At 57.2% G+C, this 14,626-nt stretch carries 21 protein-coding genes; 13 read left to right on the top strand and 8 right to left on the bottom strand.

Going from position 1 to position 14,626, the window contains the following annotated elements; all coding sequences use genetic code 11:
• Positions 1 to 9: 9 nt before the first annotated feature.
• The 4 genes from I9188_RS16285 to I9188_RS16270 all read right to left on the bottom strand — a co-directional run bounded on the left by I9188_RS16285 (position 10) and on the right by I9188_RS16270 (position 2,841).
• A complete protein-coding gene (locus tag I9188_RS16285) occupies positions 10 to 639 on the bottom strand; it encodes a transglycosylase SLT domain-containing protein (protein ID WP_245223737.1) in 630 nt (209 codons plus the stop codon).
• A 141-nt stretch (positions 640 to 780) separates the two neighbouring features.
• On the bottom strand, positions 781 to 1,209 hold the full coding sequence (locus I9188_RS16280; RefSeq protein ID WP_209507213.1) for an Lrp/AsnC family transcriptional regulator: 429 nt from the start codon (positions 1,207 to 1,209) through the stop codon (positions 781 to 783).
• 51 nt (positions 1,210 to 1,260) lie between these two features.
• The gene (locus I9188_RS16275; protein ID WP_209507212.1) at positions 1,261 to 2,580 is read right to left on the bottom strand and encodes an MFS transporter; all 1,320 of its coding nucleotides are present in this window, start codon (positions 2,578 to 2,580) and stop codon (positions 1,261 to 1,263) included.
• 3 nt (positions 2,581 to 2,583) lie between these two features.
• Complete coding sequence (locus tag I9188_RS16270) at positions 2,584 to 2,841, bottom strand: metal-sensing transcriptional repressor (protein ID WP_209507211.1); 258 nt, start codon at positions 2,839 to 2,841, stop codon at positions 2,584 to 2,586.
• A 133-nt stretch (positions 2,842 to 2,974) separates the two neighbouring features.
• Between I9188_RS16270 and I9188_RS16265 the strand changes: the two genes are divergently transcribed.
• The 7 genes from I9188_RS16265 to I9188_RS16235 all read left to right on the top strand — a co-directional run bounded on the left by I9188_RS16265 (position 2,975) and on the right by I9188_RS16235 (position 7,756).
• A complete protein-coding gene (locus tag I9188_RS16265) occupies positions 2,975 to 3,589 on the top strand; it encodes a ribonuclease D (RefSeq protein ID WP_209507210.1) in 615 nt (204 codons plus the stop codon).
• Positions 3,586 to 4,554 carry a KpsF/GutQ family sugar-phosphate isomerase gene (locus I9188_RS16260; RefSeq protein WP_209507209.1) on the top strand — a complete coding sequence of 323 codons (969 nt, stop codon included), beginning with the start codon at positions 3,586 to 3,588 and terminating at the stop codon, positions 4,552 to 4,554. Before I9188_RS16265 ends, I9188_RS16260 begins: the two co-directional genes overlap by 4 nt.
• 11 nt (positions 4,555 to 4,565) lie before the next feature.
• On the top strand, positions 4,566 to 5,165 hold the full coding sequence (gene lptC, locus I9188_RS16255) for an LPS export ABC transporter periplasmic protein LptC (protein ID WP_209507208.1): 600 nt from the start codon (positions 4,566 to 4,568) through the stop codon (positions 5,163 to 5,165).
• A 3-nt stretch (positions 5,166 to 5,168) separates the two neighbouring features.
• Complete coding sequence (locus I9188_RS16250; protein WP_209507207.1) at positions 5,169 to 5,660, top strand: LptA/OstA family protein; 492 nt, start codon at positions 5,169 to 5,171, stop codon at positions 5,658 to 5,660.
• Complete coding sequence (lptB, locus tag I9188_RS16245; protein WP_209507206.1) at positions 5,660 to 6,418, top strand: LPS export ABC transporter ATP-binding protein; 759 nt, start codon at positions 5,660 to 5,662, stop codon at positions 6,416 to 6,418. Before I9188_RS16250 ends, lptB begins: the two co-directional genes overlap by 1 nt.
• 252 nt (positions 6,419 to 6,670) lie before the next feature.
• Complete coding sequence (gene raiA / locus I9188_RS16240; RefSeq protein WP_209507274.1) at positions 6,671 to 7,234, top strand: ribosome-associated translation inhibitor RaiA; 564 nt, start codon at positions 6,671 to 6,673, stop codon at positions 7,232 to 7,234.
• Between the two features lie 57 nt (positions 7,235 to 7,291).
• A complete protein-coding gene (locus I9188_RS16235; protein ID WP_209507205.1) occupies positions 7,292 to 7,756 on the top strand; it encodes a PTS sugar transporter subunit IIA in 465 nt (154 codons plus the stop codon).
• Between the two features lie 54 nt (positions 7,757 to 7,810).
• Here I9188_RS16235 and I9188_RS16230 read toward each other — a convergent pair whose 3' ends face one another.
• Positions 7,811 to 8,221 carry a CAP domain-containing protein gene (locus I9188_RS16230; RefSeq protein ID WP_348540347.1) on the bottom strand — a complete coding sequence of 137 codons (411 nt, stop codon included), beginning with the start codon at positions 8,219 to 8,221 and terminating at the stop codon, positions 7,811 to 7,813.
• A gap of 274 nt (positions 8,222 to 8,495) precedes the next feature.
• Here I9188_RS16230 and I9188_RS16225 point away from each other — a divergent pair, with 274 nt between their 5' ends.
• Positions 8,496 to 9,095 (top strand): L,D-transpeptidase, encoded by a 600-nt coding sequence (locus tag I9188_RS16225; protein ID WP_209507203.1) that lies wholly within the window; start codon positions 8,496 to 8,498, stop codon positions 9,093 to 9,095.
• Between the two features lie 139 nt (positions 9,096 to 9,234).
• Positions 9,235 to 9,417 (top strand): hypothetical protein, encoded by a 183-nt coding sequence (locus I9188_RS16220; RefSeq protein ID WP_117870963.1) that lies wholly within the window; start codon positions 9,235 to 9,237, stop codon positions 9,415 to 9,417.
• A gap of 159 nt (positions 9,418 to 9,576) precedes the next feature.
• Here I9188_RS16220 and hemH read toward each other — a convergent pair whose 3' ends face one another.
• The gene (gene hemH, locus I9188_RS16215) at positions 9,577 to 10,626 is read right to left on the bottom strand and encodes a ferrochelatase (protein ID WP_209507202.1); all 1,050 of its coding nucleotides are present in this window, start codon (positions 10,624 to 10,626) and stop codon (positions 9,577 to 9,579) included.
• A 57-nt stretch (positions 10,627 to 10,683) separates the two neighbouring features.
• Complete coding sequence (locus I9188_RS16210) at positions 10,684 to 11,514, bottom strand: methyltransferase domain-containing protein (RefSeq protein ID WP_209507201.1); 831 nt, start codon at positions 11,512 to 11,514, stop codon at positions 10,684 to 10,686.
• Between the two features lie 16 nt (positions 11,515 to 11,530).
• Between I9188_RS16210 and I9188_RS16205 the strand changes: the two genes are divergently transcribed.
• The 4 genes from I9188_RS16205 to I9188_RS16190 are packed head-to-tail and all read left to right on the top strand — an operon-like array spanning position 11,531 to position 13,838.
• Positions 11,531 to 12,259, top strand: coding sequence for a ComF family protein (locus tag I9188_RS16205; RefSeq protein WP_348540349.1), 729 nt, complete (start codon positions 11,531 to 11,533; stop codon positions 12,257 to 12,259).
• A 38-nt stretch (positions 12,260 to 12,297) separates the two neighbouring features.
• A complete protein-coding gene (gene grxC, locus I9188_RS16200) occupies positions 12,298 to 12,555 on the top strand; it encodes a glutaredoxin 3 (protein WP_209507200.1) in 258 nt (85 codons plus the stop codon).
• A complete protein-coding gene (locus I9188_RS16195; RefSeq protein ID WP_209507199.1) occupies positions 12,555 to 13,385 on the top strand; it encodes a carbon-nitrogen hydrolase family protein in 831 nt (276 codons plus the stop codon). Before grxC ends, I9188_RS16195 begins: the two co-directional genes overlap by 1 nt.
• A 12-nt stretch (positions 13,386 to 13,397) precedes the next feature.
• A complete protein-coding gene (locus I9188_RS16190) occupies positions 13,398 to 13,838 on the top strand; it encodes a MarR family winged helix-turn-helix transcriptional regulator (protein ID WP_209507198.1) in 441 nt (146 codons plus the stop codon).
• 3 nt (positions 13,839 to 13,841) lie between these two features.
• Here I9188_RS16190 and ubiG read toward each other — a convergent pair whose 3' ends face one another.
• Positions 13,842 to 14,588: a bifunctional 2-polyprenyl-6-hydroxyphenol methylase/3-demethylubiquinol 3-O-methyltransferase UbiG gene (gene ubiG, locus I9188_RS16185; protein WP_209507197.1), complete on the bottom strand. Its 747-nt coding sequence runs from the start codon at positions 14,586 to 14,588 to the stop codon at positions 13,842 to 13,844.
• Between the last annotated feature and the right edge of the window lie 38 nt (positions 14,589 to 14,626).

The following is a 14,626-nucleotide window of genomic DNA, read 5'->3' as shown; positions in this document are numbered from 1 at the left end:
GTAGGTTTCCTAATTGAAAGCGATGAAGGCAGTTGCTGTGCCATTGGTCGGCACCAGAGAGCCCAGCGCAGTGGTGGCGGGTGTGGCCACTAGCATCGGAATCAAGGGCGTTCCGGCCCTTGTGAACGGATCGCGTGACATACCAGAAAACCCGTGCGAGGACGGGTCATCCAACTGGGCCATCACTGTCTGGAACCGGCCACGATAAGCCTCGGCCAGAGCATTCGTACGGGAATGATAAGCCCCGGCCGCAGCCGGCCACGAACCAAGCTCGAAATAAAGGTCTTTCAGGAAGCGGGCGGCGTAGGTTGCGTTCGCATCCGGATCAAACATCGCATCGATCGAGCGGAAGGCTTTGCCATGCCAGCGATAATTGACCTGGAAACACCCGACGTCAAAGTTACGAGAGCCTGCTTTGAAAATTTTGAAAACATAGGCCTTGGCCTCGGCCTCGGAATTGAACCAATACCCCTGACCTTCGGCATTTATGGCCCAAGGCCAGGGCTGCAACTGCCCGTCTATCTGTCGGCCGGTTTCAACGCGGGTTATGGCGCGCAACACGTCCAACGGAACACCTTCGGACAGTGCCGCACGGCGCGCGGCCTGATCACAAAGCCCGCCTATTTGTGATGCGTGCATGGCGGAACCCGCCTGCGCCAACAGCACATGCAGTATTATGAAAGCAATCGGTATTCTGTGAATTGGCATTCTGCCGGTCCGGGATTCTGGTGTTCCCGGCCAAGCTAGACGCCGATCGGTTTACAGAGGGTTATCGCAGCCTCAGTTTCGGTCGATCCTGCGCCCGAAAACAACGCTTGTATTGGTGCGCAGGACGCCGGGGATCTTCGCCAGATCGTCCACCAGAATGTCCAGATCCTCCAGCCTCGGGGCATCTGCGGTCAGCATCAGATCGAATTCGCCATTGATCGACAGGCACAGTTTGACCTCGGGATAAGCCTCGAGCCGTCTAAGGATTCGGTTGGTTTCCTTCTGCTGCACTTCCAGCATGACGATGACCTGTACTTTGGGCGTGTCTTCCGTGGACCCAAGGCGCACGGTGTATCCCGTGATTACGCCGCGATGCTCCAGCCGACTGATCCGTTCATGCACGGTCGTACGGGCCACACCCAGCGAGGCCGCGATCTGCGTGGTCGAGGCACGCGCATTGGCTTGCAGGGCGGCGATGATACGGCGGTCTAGCTGGTCCATTGGGGCTCCGGTTTGCGCAAGTCCGGGTTTAGATCAGATTGGCGCCCTTTCTCAAGGCTCACGCGGCATGCGCGGGTGCAGGTCGTCGATAATAATCGGATGCGCGTGGGGGCCCGCTCCGGCCAGATGCGGATGATCTGCTGGCAGATCGGGGTGATTGTGAACAACCGGTTCCTGATCGTCACGCGGCCAAAGGCTGACTGCCACAATCACGCCTGCCATGGACAGAACAGACATACTGCCGAGTGCGACAGTCGGCCCATAGACGGTCATTATCCACCCAGCCAGCGGATACAGCACCAACCAGCAACCGTGTGACAGAGTAAACTGTGCGGCAAAGACAGCTGGGCGGTCTTCGGGATGGGCCGAACGGGTCAACAAACGACCCGAAGGCGTAAGGGTTGTAGAATACCCAAAGCCGGTAAAGGCCCAAAAAACGGCAAGGACACCCAGCGTGAGCGGGGTCGTCGCGGTCAGCACCGAGGCGATGGCCATAGCGCCCGACGCAAGAATAGCTCCGAACAGCATAACCTTGCGATCTTCGATCCGATCCAGCACGCGGGGCAGAGTGAACGCCGCCAGCATCGACCCACCCCCAAATCCGGCTAGTGCAATGGCCACGGCGCTTTCTGACAGGCCAAGGGTGGCTCGCACGATGACCACTGTATTGACGATCACCATCGAACTCAGCGCTGCGGCGCTCCAGTTAAGCGCAAGCAGCCCGCGCAGCCGGGGGGTTTTCAGATAGATGCGAATTCCGCGTGTCGTGCGGTCATGAATCCCGCGTGGTTTGCTGGGCTTGGGCGAAGGCAGGGCGACCGAGACCACCAGCAATGCCGAGGCAACAAACCCCAGCGCTGTGCCCCAGAACAGGCTGTTGAAGCTGACCAGCAACAGAAGTGCCGCGGCAAACATCGGGCTCAGCAGGCTCTCCATGTCGTAGGCAAGACGTGACAGTGACAAAGCGCGGGTATACTCGTTTTCGTTCGGCAAGACGTCCGGGATCGTTGCCTGAAAGGCAGGCGTAAAGCCTGCCGAAGCGGATTGTAGCACGAAGATCAGCACATAGATTTGCCAGACCTCGGTTACGAAAGGCAGGCATACGGCGACTGCGGCGCGGATCAGGTCCAGAAAAACCAGCATCTTCCGACGGTCAAGCCGTTCGGCAAAAGCAGCCGCCAGTGGGGCCACGGTGACATAGGCCACCATCTTGATCGTCAGCGCGGTGCCCAGCACAAGGCCAGCAGCGTCTCCGGCCAGATCAAAGGCCAGCAGCCCCAGCGCGACTGTGGCCAGCCCGGTTCCGGTCAGGGCGACGATCTGGGCGGCAAACAGGTGGCGGTAGGTCCGGTTTTTTAGAATGCTCAGCATGGTTCAGAGGTATTTCGTGATGGCTTTGAAATCCTCGATCCCGCCGCTATCGCTATCAGAAGACAGGCAATGGTCGATGTGATCATGGATCAAGGCGCGCTTGGCATTGGTAACCGCTTTTTCAACGGCAAACAGCTGTTGGGCAATGTCTGAACAGGGGGCCTGACCTTCAAGCATGGCAATGACCTTTGCCAGATGCCCGTGGGCCCTTTTCAGCCTTGCCGTGATATGCGGATGCGACTCGCGGGGTACAATTGTCATGGTTTATCCCTATCCCCCCCATGGGGATATTGTCAATCCTGGTGCGGGGATTTGCCCGTGACTTTTGGACGGCGTTGAGTTTATGGACCAAACCGCCTATCTCGGAGGCGATACCGCACAAAGGAATAGTCGGGTGGCGAACCATTTGTACAAAAACGACCTGCCGGACGGGTTAGATCTGGGCCCTGTTGTGGCCATTGACTGTGAAACCATGGGCCTGAACCCGCATCGTGACCGCTTGTGCGTGATTCAGATGTCGGGTGGAGACGGCAACAGCCATATTGTGCAGGTGGAAAAAGGCCAGGCTGAGGCGCCGAACCTGTGCGCCATGCTGGAAAACCCTGACGTACTGAAGTTGTTTCATTTCGGGCGCTTCGACATCGCCGCCATGTACCATACATTTGGCGCTCTGGCCGCGCCGGTCTATTGCACCAAGATCGCCAGCCGCCTGGTGCGGACCTATACCGACCGGCACGGGCTCAAGAACCTGTGCCAGGAACTCATCGGTGTTGATATTTCCAAACAGCAACAGATGAGCGACTGGGGCGCAGTCTCACTTACGGACGCTCAATTGGATTATGCTGCGTCAGACGTTCTCTATCTGCATCAGCTGCGCGATGCGCTAAACATCCGGCTGGCTCGCGAGGACCGGACTGAAATGGCGCAGGCCTGTTTTGACTTCCTGCCGATGCGTGCGAAACTGGACCTCGCCGGTTGGCCCGAAACGGATATCTTTGCGCACTCATGACCGATACCGAAGCATTCCTGAAAACCGCCCGTCAGGTGGTCACTGATGAAGCCCGCGCGCTGGACGTACTTGCCGACAGTCTGGACGCGCATTTTGCCGAAGCCGTGCAGCTGATCCTTCAGGCTACCGGGCGCATCATCATCAGCGGCATCGGCAAGTCTGGCCACATAGGTCACAAGATCGCGGCCACGCTGGCCAGCACCGGAACGCCTGCCTATTTCGTGCATCCGGCAGAGGCCAGCCATGGCGATTTGGGCATGGTCTCCAAGGGTGATGTGGTTCTGGCGATTTCGAATTCGGGCGAGGCACCGGAACTTGCCAATCTGCTGGCCTTTACACGCCGCTTTGGTATTCCGCTGATCGGATTGTCCAGCAAACCTGACAGCACATTGATGAAACAGGCCGACGTACATCTTCTGATCCCGTCGATGGGCGAGGCCTGCGGTTTTGGCATGGTGCCGTCGATTTCCACGACGTTGACCCTTGCCATGGGCGATGCATTGGCGATTGCCCTCATGAAATACCGCGATTTCCGGCCCGAGGATTTCCGTGCCTTCCATCCCGGTGGCAAACTGGGCGCTCGGCTGAGCAAAGTACAGGATCTGATGCATGTCGGAGAGGCCCTGCCTCTGGTTGCGGCACATACTCAGATGAGCGATGCGCTGATCGAAATCAGCCAGAAGGGATTTGGAGTTGCTGGCGTAACGGACCCGCAGGGTCAGTTGGCAGGGATCATTACAGACGGTGACTTGCGGCGCCATATGGATGGGCTGCTGAACAAAACGACCGAGCAGGTAATGACCCCCAACCCCACAACCATATCCCCGGATGCGTTGGCAGAAGAAGCGGTTGCGATCATGAATGACCGTAAGATCACCTCGCTCTTCGTGGTTGACGAGGCCAAGTCAGGTCAGGCTTTGGGGCTGCTTCATATCCACGACTGCCTGCGTGTCGGTCTGGGCTGAGGGAGGCTGAGGTGGACAGATATTCCCGCATGGTGCAGTTCCTGAAGGTTCTGTTGCCGCTCGCGGCTATTGTGATGTTGTCCACGGTATTCCTGCTGTCCCGCAGCATCGAAACAAACGTTTCCGTGCCCTTCGCGCAAAAAGACATTGATGAGAGACTGGCGCAACAGGTGGTAACGCGACCGGATTACCGCGGAACGACCCGCAAGGGAGAGACCGTGCATATCGAGGCTGTGCAAGCCACGCAGGGCACCGAGGCGTCGGTTCCGACAGCATCCGAGTTTCGCGGCCGCTTTGGTCTGCTCAATGGCGGAACAATTACGCTGGATTCGAATTCCGGCCTGATCCGTCCGGATAATGGAACAGCAACCTTTGTTGGTGACGTGGTCATCACCACGGCGGACGGGCTCAAGGTCACGACGGATCTGCTCAATACCTCGTTGGACGAAATCCGGGGCGACACCCCGGGGCAGGTGAACGGAACCGGTCCGATCGGTGATTTTTCCGCGGGGCGCATGACCTTTGGCACTGAAAAAACGGACGGGCCGGTCCATATTGTTTTTACAGACGGTGTGAAGCTGATATACGAGCCTGAAAAAGCAGAAAGATAACTTGTGTTCGATTTTCGATTTGTTCCTTTGTGCCTCGCCTTGATCGCGGGCGCCGTGCCCGTGACCGCGCAAGAGGCGCAGGTGGCTTTTGGGTCCGCGAATGCCGATCCGAGCCTGCCGGTCGAGGTGACATCGGAAACCCTGAACGTCAATCAAGAGGACGGATCGGCAGAATTCATCGGAAATGTCATCGTCGTTCAGGGTGAAATGCGCCTGACTGCCGAACGCGTGCTTGTTATCTACAATCAGGAACGCTCGGCGATCGAGCGAATGGAAGCGACCGAGAATGTGGTTCTGGTCAGCCCGCCGGATGCAGCGGAAGGCGACTGGGCTGAATACAAGATCGGCTCGGGTGAGATTGTCATGAAAGGCAACGTCCTGCTGACACAAGGCCCAAGCATCATCAGTGGCGATCAGATGAACGCCAACCTGACATCCGGTACGGCGACCATGACCGGGCGGGTCAAAACGATCTTGCAGCAGGGAAACAACTGATGGCGCTTCCCGACCTGAAACTGACCGAGGGCAGTTCCGGGCTGCGCATCGAGAAACTGCGGAAGTCCTATCGAAAAAAGACGGTGATCCGCGATGTCTCGATGACGCTGGGCCGGTCCGAAGTGGTGGCGCTGCTGGGGCCGAACGGGTCAGGTAAGACCACAACGTTCTATTCAGTTGCGGGGCTTGTGTTCCCCGAGGCGGGAAAAGTCACGATAGACGGCCAGAATGTAACTACGTTACCCATGTATCGGCGCGCGCGTCTCGGGATCGGGTATTTGCCGCAGGAGATGTCGATCTTCCGCGGCATGAGCGTCGAGGACAACATTGCTGCCGTTCTGGATATCACGGTTTCTCATGCACATAAGCGCAAAGAGCGTTTGGAAGAGCTGTTGTCTGACTTCTCGATCGAACACTTGCGCCGGGCCCCGGCTCTGGCGTTGTCAGGCGGCGAGCGCCGCCGGGTTGAGATCGCGCGCTGTTTGGCCGCAGACCCCAAATACCTGCTGCTAGATGAACCGTTTGCGGGTGTCGATCCAATAAGTGTCGGGGATATTCGGCACCTTGTGGCGGATCTGAAAAAACGCGGTATTGGTGTGCTGATCACCGATCACAACGTCCGGGAAACACTGGAAATTATTGACCGGGCCTATATCCTGCATGACGGTCAGGTTTTGATGTCCGGCACACCTGATGAGGTTGTCGAAAACGAGAATGTGCGTCGTGTCTATCTGGGCGAGAATTTCCGCATTTCATAACCTTGCGCGGAGTTGTGCCAATAGCATCGCGGAAATCGCGTATATACACATCTGTTTTGATTGACTCTTCCCTCGTCTCTTGCCTCAATTGGCTTATGGCATTTACCCGGTTCCAGTCTGGATCTCGATGTCCCTTCTTCGAAGGGCTGGAAACAAGGCAACCGCGGAAAATGTCTCGACCCCCCACCCGATAAAAACAAGCCCGCCGCGTTCCGCGGCGTCAGAATGGGTGTGAATTGTGAAGGAGATCACATGCGTTACCAAATCAGCGGAAAACAGATCGACATCGGTTCGGCATTGCAGACACACGTGCAGACCGAACTGAATGAGGTCGTGGGCAAGTATGCGCAGCGGCCTACGGATGCCAACGTCGTCTTTTCCCGTTCGGCGCATGAATATGTATGCGAAACAACGGTGCACCTTTCCACTGGCCTGACGGCTCAGGCCAAGGCACATGCAACCGAAATCTACGCGGCGTTTGAGGCGTGCTGCGGTAAAATGGAGAAACAGTTGCGTCGCTACAAGCGCCGCCTGAAGGACCACCACAAGGATCGGGTCGAACCGGTTGAACTCTTTGGGGCGTCCTCTTATATCCTCGCTTCAAACGAATCGGAGTCGGCCGATGAACCCGAATCGCTACAGCCCATGATTGTGGCCGAGATGGAAACAAAAATCCCATCTTTGAGCGTCGGTGAGGCCGTTATGCAAATGGAACTTGCCGGTGCGCCAGTGCTGGTGTTCAGAAATGAAAACAAGGACGGGTTGAATGTCGTTTATCGTCGCGAAGACGGTAACATCGGCTGGATTGATCCGTAACAGGCAAGGATACGAGGCCGCACCCGCCTATGCGGGCGCGTGCCATGGAGCGTGATCATGGAGCTTTCGAGCATACTGAAGCCCGAAGCGGTACGTGTTTTGTCCGCTGCTTCCAGCAAGAAGCGGTTGTTTCAGGAAATCGGTGACGTCGCTGCAGCGACGCTGGGTATCGATCCTCAGGAAGCGGTTGATTTCCTGCTGGAACGGGAAAGCCTTGGGCCTACCGGAGTCGGCCATGGTGTGGCGCTGCCGCACGCGCGCCTGCCCGAGCTTGATGCGGTTTCGGGTGTTTTCGTAATGCTTGAAAAGCCCATCGATTTCGGATCGGTTGATCGCCAGCCTGTGGACATTGCCTTTGCGCTGTTTGCACCGGAAGAGGCGGGCGTCGATCACCTCAAGGCATTGGCGCTGGTGTCTCGCACTTTGCGGGATACTTCGGTTTGCACCAAACTTCGGGCGAACCCCGATCCGGTAAAGCTCTATGCGATCCTGACCGAGGCGCAGTCTATGCAAGCCGCCTGATTGACCCAGAAAAGCCCCCGAGAACCGGGGGCTTATTCTTTTCCTGGGCTCGGATCAGCCGCCGGTTCCCATTTCCAACGTCCACCAGATTTTGCCGCCACCTTCCTGATGCCAGGCGAATCCCATTTGGGTGGCTTTGGCGTCCATTATGACAGCCCTCGGTCCGGGTTCCTGCATCCAAGCGGCAAGCGTTTCCGTCTCGGTCTCGTAGGTTTCGGAGATGGCTTCCCCCAGAAAAGTACCGAAATAGCCGACACGTGCTGCCCGGTCGATCGGCGACGAACCGTCTGACCCAAAGTGCCAGGGTCGGTTCTGTCGCGACATATCTTTCGAATGAGTCGCAGCTGCCGCGTTCAGTTGTGCGTTTAGTTGTACGGGCTGCAATCCCTGAGCCTGACGCAGGGCATTGACCGAATCAAGCATGCGGAACTGCAGCTTTTCCGGGTTGCCGCGGATCTTATACACGGTCGGCAATGGGCGACCATCAGATCCCAGAGTGGTTGAGCCGGTGTTGGTACATGCCGCAAGCGCGACAAAGCAAATCAATAGTAAAGAAACGATGCGCGTCATGTTCGACCTGATTATTGTATCACAACACGGCATAGCGCGCCTGCTTGTTCTGAGCAAACGCGCAATGGTCATAACTTGCATGATTCTGCCGGTTTGGTTTGCGACTGAAGCATTCTGGCAATAGAATACCTTTGATTTCAGACCTCACCTAAACACAGGACCCGTTGTCATGGTCAAAAAGCGCATTCATTCGCCCACACGCAGGGGTTTTCTGGCAGGGGCTACTGCCACTCTGGCTACCCCGGCGCTGGCACAATATATCCCGGGCGACCCGCTGCGCCCCGCACCCGAGATCGAACCGGCAGTTCGACGCAACGTATCCGGGTTCCGGGCATTGGATTGGCAACCGTATTTCTCGAACACCAGAAATGGCGCCATATTGGTCGATACCGTTTCAAGAGCGCTGCATTATTGGTCGGATGATCAATCAGTGTACAAATTGTACCCGTCGTCGGTTCCGCTGACCGAAGAACTCACCCGGCGCGGGCGGACCAGTGTGATCCGCAAGGTCGAAGGCCCAAGCTGGTCTCCAACGCCTTCGATGAAGAAGAGAAATCCGGAATGGCCGGACTATATTCCTCCCGGTCCGGATAACCCTTTGGGAACGCACGCTTTATATCTGAGCTGGAAGTATTATCGCATTCACGGCACGCATGATACGCGTAAAATCGGCCGCAGATCTTCGAACGGCTGCATCGGCCTTTTCAACGAAGACATCGCCGAGTTGTTTTCGATGGCGAAAGTCGGCACGCAAGTGTTGCTAATATGACGACATTTTCGTGTGCGAAGCCGCTTACAGGTCAAGTTGCAATTGCATTCCCGCTCTAATGCTGATTAGAAAAAACTACGAGGTAAGTCTTAGATGTGCGGTTCCGGATATTGGAACCGTGCAAATTCTGGAGGTTAATATGAAGAAACTCGTTCTCGCCGCAGCTCTGACTGCAGCAGCTTCGACCGCATATGCTGGCAACCTGGAAGAGCCGGTTGTTGAAGCACCGGTTGTTGTTGAAGAAACTCAGGGTTCGTCGCAGGGCATTCTGCTGCCGCTGATCCTGCTGGTCGTCGTTGCTGCTGCTGTTGCTGCAAGCTAACCCGACGCGAAATTCATGAAAAAGGCGGTGGAGCAATCCACCGCCTTTTTTTGTTCCAACAGGTCTTCAAGCCTGTTGCGCGCCAGGGGTACTGACGCGCCAGTATCAAGCCGAGCTTGACGTTCTCATAAGAGATACCGATTTTGCTCTGGAAACGCTTTACGCCAGCCACCCGCGCAGATTGTCTTCGATCACCTTTCCAAGTGCTGCGATATGGGCATCGTCATCGTTAAGGCATGGAATATAAGTAAACGTCTCGCCGCCTGCTTCTTCGAAGCTCTCTTTGATTTCTTCGTTTATCTCTTCCAGCGTTTCGATGCAGTCCGCCGAAAATGCCGGGGCAATTACAGCAATGTTCTTTTTGCCTTGTTTCGCGAGTTCGGCCACGTGATCCACAGTGTAAGGTTTCAGCCATTCTTCGGGACCGAAGCGCGACTGGAAAGTCGATACCAGTTGATCATCCGTCCAGCCCAGTCGCTCCTTTAACAGCCTTGTCGTTTTAGCACACTGGCAGTGATAGGGATCGCCCTGGTGAAGATACCGCTCGGGCATCCCGTGATATGAGCAGACAAGAATGTCGGGTTTTGTCTCCATAGCCTCGTATGCTCGTTCAACAGACTGCGCCAGCGCATCGATATAAGCAGGTTCATCGAAATAGGCCGGAACGGTTCGCGTGGCGGGCTGCCAGGCTTCGTCCATCAGTGCGCGAAAGAACTGGTCGTTGGCGGTGGCCGTCGTTGCGCCAGCGTATTGTGGGTAAAGCGGAAAGAACAAGATGCGATCGCACCCTGCCGCTACCATCGCGCGCACTTTGGATTTGGTCGACGGGTTGCCGTAACGCATACAGAAATCGACCATGACCTGATCACCGTAACGTGCATGCATCGCCTGGCTTAGCTTGGCGGTCTGGTCCTTGGTGATGGTCATCAGCGGGCTTTCGCCCTTTTCCTGATTCCAGATCGATTTGTAAGCCTCGCCGGAACTGAATGGCCGCTTGGTCAGGATGATCGCCTGCAAAATCGGCTGCCATTTCCATTTCGGATAATCGATGACGCGCTGGTCCGACAAGAACTCATTCAGATATCGGCGCATTGGCCAATATGTGTAGTCGTCCGGCGTGCCCAGATTGGCCAGCAATACGCCGACGCGACCCATCCTGATCTTGGGGTGATTCGTAGGAGCATGAGCGGGTCGAGTGGCATCAAACATATGAAGCTTCCTGAATTTCTTGCGTTAGGGCCTGAAATAAGGGGATTTGGTCGCGCGTCAATCGGGCAGTTTGCCCTCGTCCGTGCGCAAGGCGTCAGCCAAACGTGTTTGCGCCGACCCGGGACGCAGTGGCTTTGGTTGACTGTCGTGGGGGGCCCATCCTGTCAGGCAGATCAGTTCGAACGTGGCTGCCAAGCGTCCCGATCCTGTGCTGAAATGAGACGCATAAGTGTTTTGCGCGGTCTCAAATACTGCGCGTTTGGTCGGATGTCTCAGGCGCGCGGATAACGCATTGGCCTCACCCATATTCCGCAGATCGTGCATCAGGTGCCAGATGTCACGATACTCAACCGTGAGTGTCACCGAGTCAGCGACCGGCAAGGCCAGACCGGCGCGCTGCAACAGACCGCCCATGTCCCGCAGCCCGGCCATTGGGGCGATGCGGGGGCTGAGGCCGCCGGTAACGTCAATCTCGGCCTGACCCAACGCCGCGCGCAGTTCGTGCAGCGTTTCGCCGCCCAGACAAACAACCAGCAACAACCCATCAGGTTTCAGCGCGCGGTGGCATTGGATTAACTGACCTACCGGATCGTTTGCGCAGTGCAGTGTCATAGCGTGGATCACAAGATCATGTGCGCCGGTTTGCAGTGCCAGCACTTCGTCATCCGCAATGATCGAGGCTTCGGGAAATGCGTCTGTCCAAAGCTGCCGGTAGGCTGTCACGATCGCTGGTGCCGTAAAGGATTTGTTAACCATGGAAAGCCGATCCTGAACCTCGTCCATCGCGGCGCGGTGCAGAAAAAGGGCATCATCCTGCACGCGGCTGCGATGACGCAGAATGGCGGCACGGTCAAAAAGGGAGGGCGCAGTGGGTTCGGGCAGTTTCATAGCTGGCAAGTATCGCATCGCGCAACGGATTCAAACCGCACTTGCACTTATTTATCCACCACGTTGTATGGGGTGTGGCGACCTGACAGAGTCCGATTTTGGCCTGTGTGGCCCATGCTGGCGCGAAACGCCATTTATCGGCGGCACGGTCTGTGAAAGCTGCGGTATGCCCCTGATTGGGGGGCAGGATGGGTTTCGGACTGAGTGCGATGATTGCCTGAAGACCGCGCGCCCCTGGAGGGCAGGCCGCGCGGCGCTTTTGTATGACGGCAAGGCGCGGTCACTGATCCTGGCGCTGAAACATGGTGATCGGCCTGAACTGGCCCGCCCTGCCGCACAGTGGATGGCGCAGGCAGGGCGCCCATTGCTGCGACCGGATGTGGTGATTGCTCCGGTTCCTCTGCATTGGTCGCGCTTGCTCAAAAGGCGATACAATCAGTCAGCTCTGTTGGCGCAGAACCTGGGGCGTGAGACAGGATTGGAATGTGTACCCGATCTGTTGATTCGCAAAAAGAAGACGCAGGTATTGGATGGCAAAACAGCAGCCGAGCGGGCACAGATTTTGGAAGACGCAATATGCCTTCACCCCCGAAATGCCCGACACCTTATTGGCCGTGACATTTTGCTGGTGGACGATGTGATGACGTCCGGGGCAACACTGGCCGCATGCACTCGGGTCTGTCAGGCAGCGGGGGCAAATCATATTTTCGTGTTGGCTCTGGCGCGCGTTGCCAAGGATGCCTAATTCGCCCAAGATTGCGCGATATCCGAAGGGAACGGAAAATGAAGTCGGTAGAGATCTATACATCGCCACTGTGCGGCTTTTGTCATGCGGCCAAACGCCTGCTGAAGCAGAAAGGTGTCGAGTTCAAGGAGATCGACGTGTTGATGCACCCCAAACGCAAACCTGAAATGATTCAACGTGCCGGGGGTAAACGCACGGTCCCGCAGATTTTCATCGGCGCTACGCATGTCGGCGGTTGCGATGATTTGTACGAGTTGGAGCGTCAGGGCAAGCTTGACCCTCTGCTTGCGGCCTGATGAAAACCGCGCTGCTGCAAATCACCTCGTCGGACGATCCGGCTGAAAACCTCGGGATGGTACGAGGCATGATGGCCGAAGCGGCAGAACAGGGCGCCCGCTTTGTTCTGACACCAGAGGTTACGAATTGCGTTTCGACCAGCACCACACGGCAGCGCGCGGTTTTACAACATGAAGAAGATGACATCACCTTGGCGGGCCTGCGCGAACAGGCTGCTGATCTGGGTGTGTGGCTTCTGATCGGCTCGTTGGGGCTCAAGACCCATGAGAGTGACGGTCGCTTTACCAATCGTTGCTTTATGATCGGACCGCAAGGTCAGATCGTGGCGCGGTATGACAAAATCCATATGTTCGATGTGCAGGTCACCGAGACCGAGACGTTCCGCGAATCAAAGAATTACCGTCCAGGTGAAAAAGCGGTCATCGCCGAGACGGATTTCGGCAAGGTTGGTCTGACCATCTGTTACGATATCCGCTTTCCATATTTGCACGCGGCACTGGCGCAGGCGGGCGCGCGCATTCTGACCGTCCCGGCCGCGTTCTCACCAGTCACGGGCGCCGCGCATTGGGAAGCCTTGCTACGCGCGCGCGCAATCGAAACCGGGTGTTGGGTGCTGGCCCCGGCCCAGACGGGGGAACACCCGAAAACCGGCGGCAAAACCCGCTATACTCACGGGCACAGCATGGTCGTCGACCCGTGGGGAAAGGTGCTGATCGACGCAGGGACCGATCCAGGCATTCACATTTTCGATTTGGATGATAGTTCTGTGACTGAGGCGCGACGACGTGTCCCTTCACTGCACCACCGCCGTTCCTTCGATGGACCCTGACAGAACGGAACAATGACAGACGACACCAATGCCCTTGCGGTCACGCTGTTCAGCGAGATCCTGACCGCCGATCAGCTATTGCGGAACCGGCTTAGCCGTGTGCTGCCCAAGGGCATGGAAATCTCGCATTTCTCGGTTCTGAACCACTTGGCTTTTGTCGCGGATGAGCGCAGCCCGGCACAGCTGGCCAACACGTTCCACGTCACCCGCGGCGCGATGACCAACACCTTGGCCAAGCTGGAGTGGGCCGGATACATCCACATCCGACCCGATTGGGACGATGCCCGCCGCAAGATGGTGGCGATCAGCCCCGCAGGGCGCCGCGCACGCGATCAGGCGATTTCTTCGATTGCCCCGTTGATCAACCGCGTGGTCGGAGAGTTGGGGGATGACCGTGTTCGTTCAACATTGCCAGTGTTGCGCGATCTGAGAAAGCAGTTGGAAGGGGAATAACCCTCAGCCCGGCTTCACACTCGCCGTCACGTAATTCACACTCAAATCCCGGTCCGAGATCGACCAGCTCCACAGGATCGGGTTGAAGACAAACCCCTTGCGGTCCACCGGGTCCAGCCCGGCCTGGCGCAGCAGGTCAAACAGCTCCTCCGGCGTGATGAACTTGTTCCACTCATGCGTGCCGCGCGGCAGCCAGCGCATCACCACTTCAGCCCCGAAAATGGCCATCGCATAAGATTTCGGGTTGCGATTGATGGTTGAGCAGATCAGCAGCCCGCCGGGCCTGAGCAACTGCTGCGAGGCGGTCAGGAAACCCGCCGGGTCGGCCACATGCTCGACCACTTCCATGTTCAGGACCACGTCGAACTGCTCACCAGCGGCGGCCATGTCTTCGGCTGTGGTGTGGCGATAGTCGATCTGCAAACCGGACTGCTCGGCATGGATGCGCGCAACAGGCAGGTTGCCTCCGGCGGCATCGGCCCCAACGACCTCGGCCCCCAGACGCGCCATGGGTTCGCTCAGCAGCCCACCGCCACAACCGATATCCAGCAGGCGCAGGCCTTCGAACGGCATAGGCGACTTTAGGTCGCGATCGAATTCTCCGGCGATCTGCTGTGTGATATAATCCAAACGGCAAGGATTCAGCATGTGCAAGGGTTTGAATTTCCCATGAGGATCCCACCATTCTGCCGCCATCGCTTCGAATTTTGCGATCTCGGACGGATCCACCGTGTTCGGATGCGCTTGCATTCCTGTCTCCGTATGCTCTTTTACGCTTAAGGACTATA

The organism is Ruegeria sp. HKCCSA071 (genome assembly GCF_017872555.1).
Taxonomy (GTDB): domain Bacteria; phylum Pseudomonadota; class Alphaproteobacteria; order Rhodobacterales; family Rhodobacteraceae; genus Ruegeria.
Note: the sequence above shows the minus strand (reverse complement) of the source record. Positions and strands in the feature narration are given on the sequence as shown.

What these genes read in the sequence shown, in the direction of transcription:
- I9188_RS16285 (WP_245223737.1), bottom strand. Translation starts at nt 639, where the DNA reads ATGCACGCATCACAAATAGGCGGGCTTTGTGATCAGGCCGCGCGCCGT.
- I9188_RS16280 (WP_209507213.1), bottom strand. Translation starts at nt 1,209, where the DNA reads ATGGACCAGCTAGACCGCCGTATCATCGCCGCCCTGCAAGCCAATGCG.
- I9188_RS16275 (WP_209507212.1), bottom strand. Translation starts at nt 2,580, where the DNA reads ATGCTGAGCATTCTAAAAAACCGGACCTACCGCCACCTGTTTGCCGCC.
- I9188_RS16270 (WP_209507211.1), bottom strand. Translation starts at nt 2,841, where the DNA reads ATGACAATTGTACCCCGCGAGTCGCATCCGCATATCACGGCAAGGCTG.
- I9188_RS16260 (WP_209507209.1), top strand. Translation starts at nt 3,586, where the DNA reads ATGACCGATACCGAAGCATTCCTGAAAACCGCCCGTCAGGTGGTCACT.
- lptB (WP_209507206.1), top strand. Translation starts at nt 5,660, where the DNA reads ATGGCGCTTCCCGACCTGAAACTGACCGAGGGCAGTTCCGGGCTGCGC.
- raiA (WP_209507274.1), top strand. Translation starts at nt 6,671, where the DNA reads ATGCGTTACCAAATCAGCGGAAAACAGATCGACATCGGTTCGGCATTG.
- I9188_RS16235 (WP_209507205.1), top strand. Translation starts at nt 7,292, where the DNA reads ATGGAGCTTTCGAGCATACTGAAGCCCGAAGCGGTACGTGTTTTGTCC.
- I9188_RS16225 (WP_209507203.1), top strand. Translation starts at nt 8,496, where the DNA reads ATGGTCAAAAAGCGCATTCATTCGCCCACACGCAGGGGTTTTCTGGCA.
- I9188_RS16220 (WP_117870963.1), top strand. Translation starts at nt 9,235, where the DNA reads ATGAAGAAACTCGTTCTCGCCGCAGCTCTGACTGCAGCAGCTTCGACC.
- hemH (WP_209507202.1), bottom strand. Translation starts at nt 10,626, where the DNA reads ATGTTTGATGCCACTCGACCCGCTCATGCTCCTACGAATCACCCCAAG.
- I9188_RS16210 (WP_209507201.1), bottom strand. Translation starts at nt 11,514, where the DNA reads ATGAAACTGCCCGAACCCACTGCGCCCTCCCTTTTTGACCGTGCCGCC.
- grxC (WP_209507200.1), top strand. Translation starts at nt 12,298, where the DNA reads ATGAAGTCGGTAGAGATCTATACATCGCCACTGTGCGGCTTTTGTCAT.
- I9188_RS16195 (WP_209507199.1), top strand. Translation starts at nt 12,555, where the DNA reads ATGAAAACCGCGCTGCTGCAAATCACCTCGTCGGACGATCCGGCTGAA.
- I9188_RS16190 (WP_209507198.1), top strand. Translation starts at nt 13,398, where the DNA reads ATGACAGACGACACCAATGCCCTTGCGGTCACGCTGTTCAGCGAGATC.
- ubiG (WP_209507197.1), bottom strand. Translation starts at nt 14,588, where the DNA reads ATGCAAGCGCATCCGAACACGGTGGATCCGTCCGAGATCGCAAAATTC.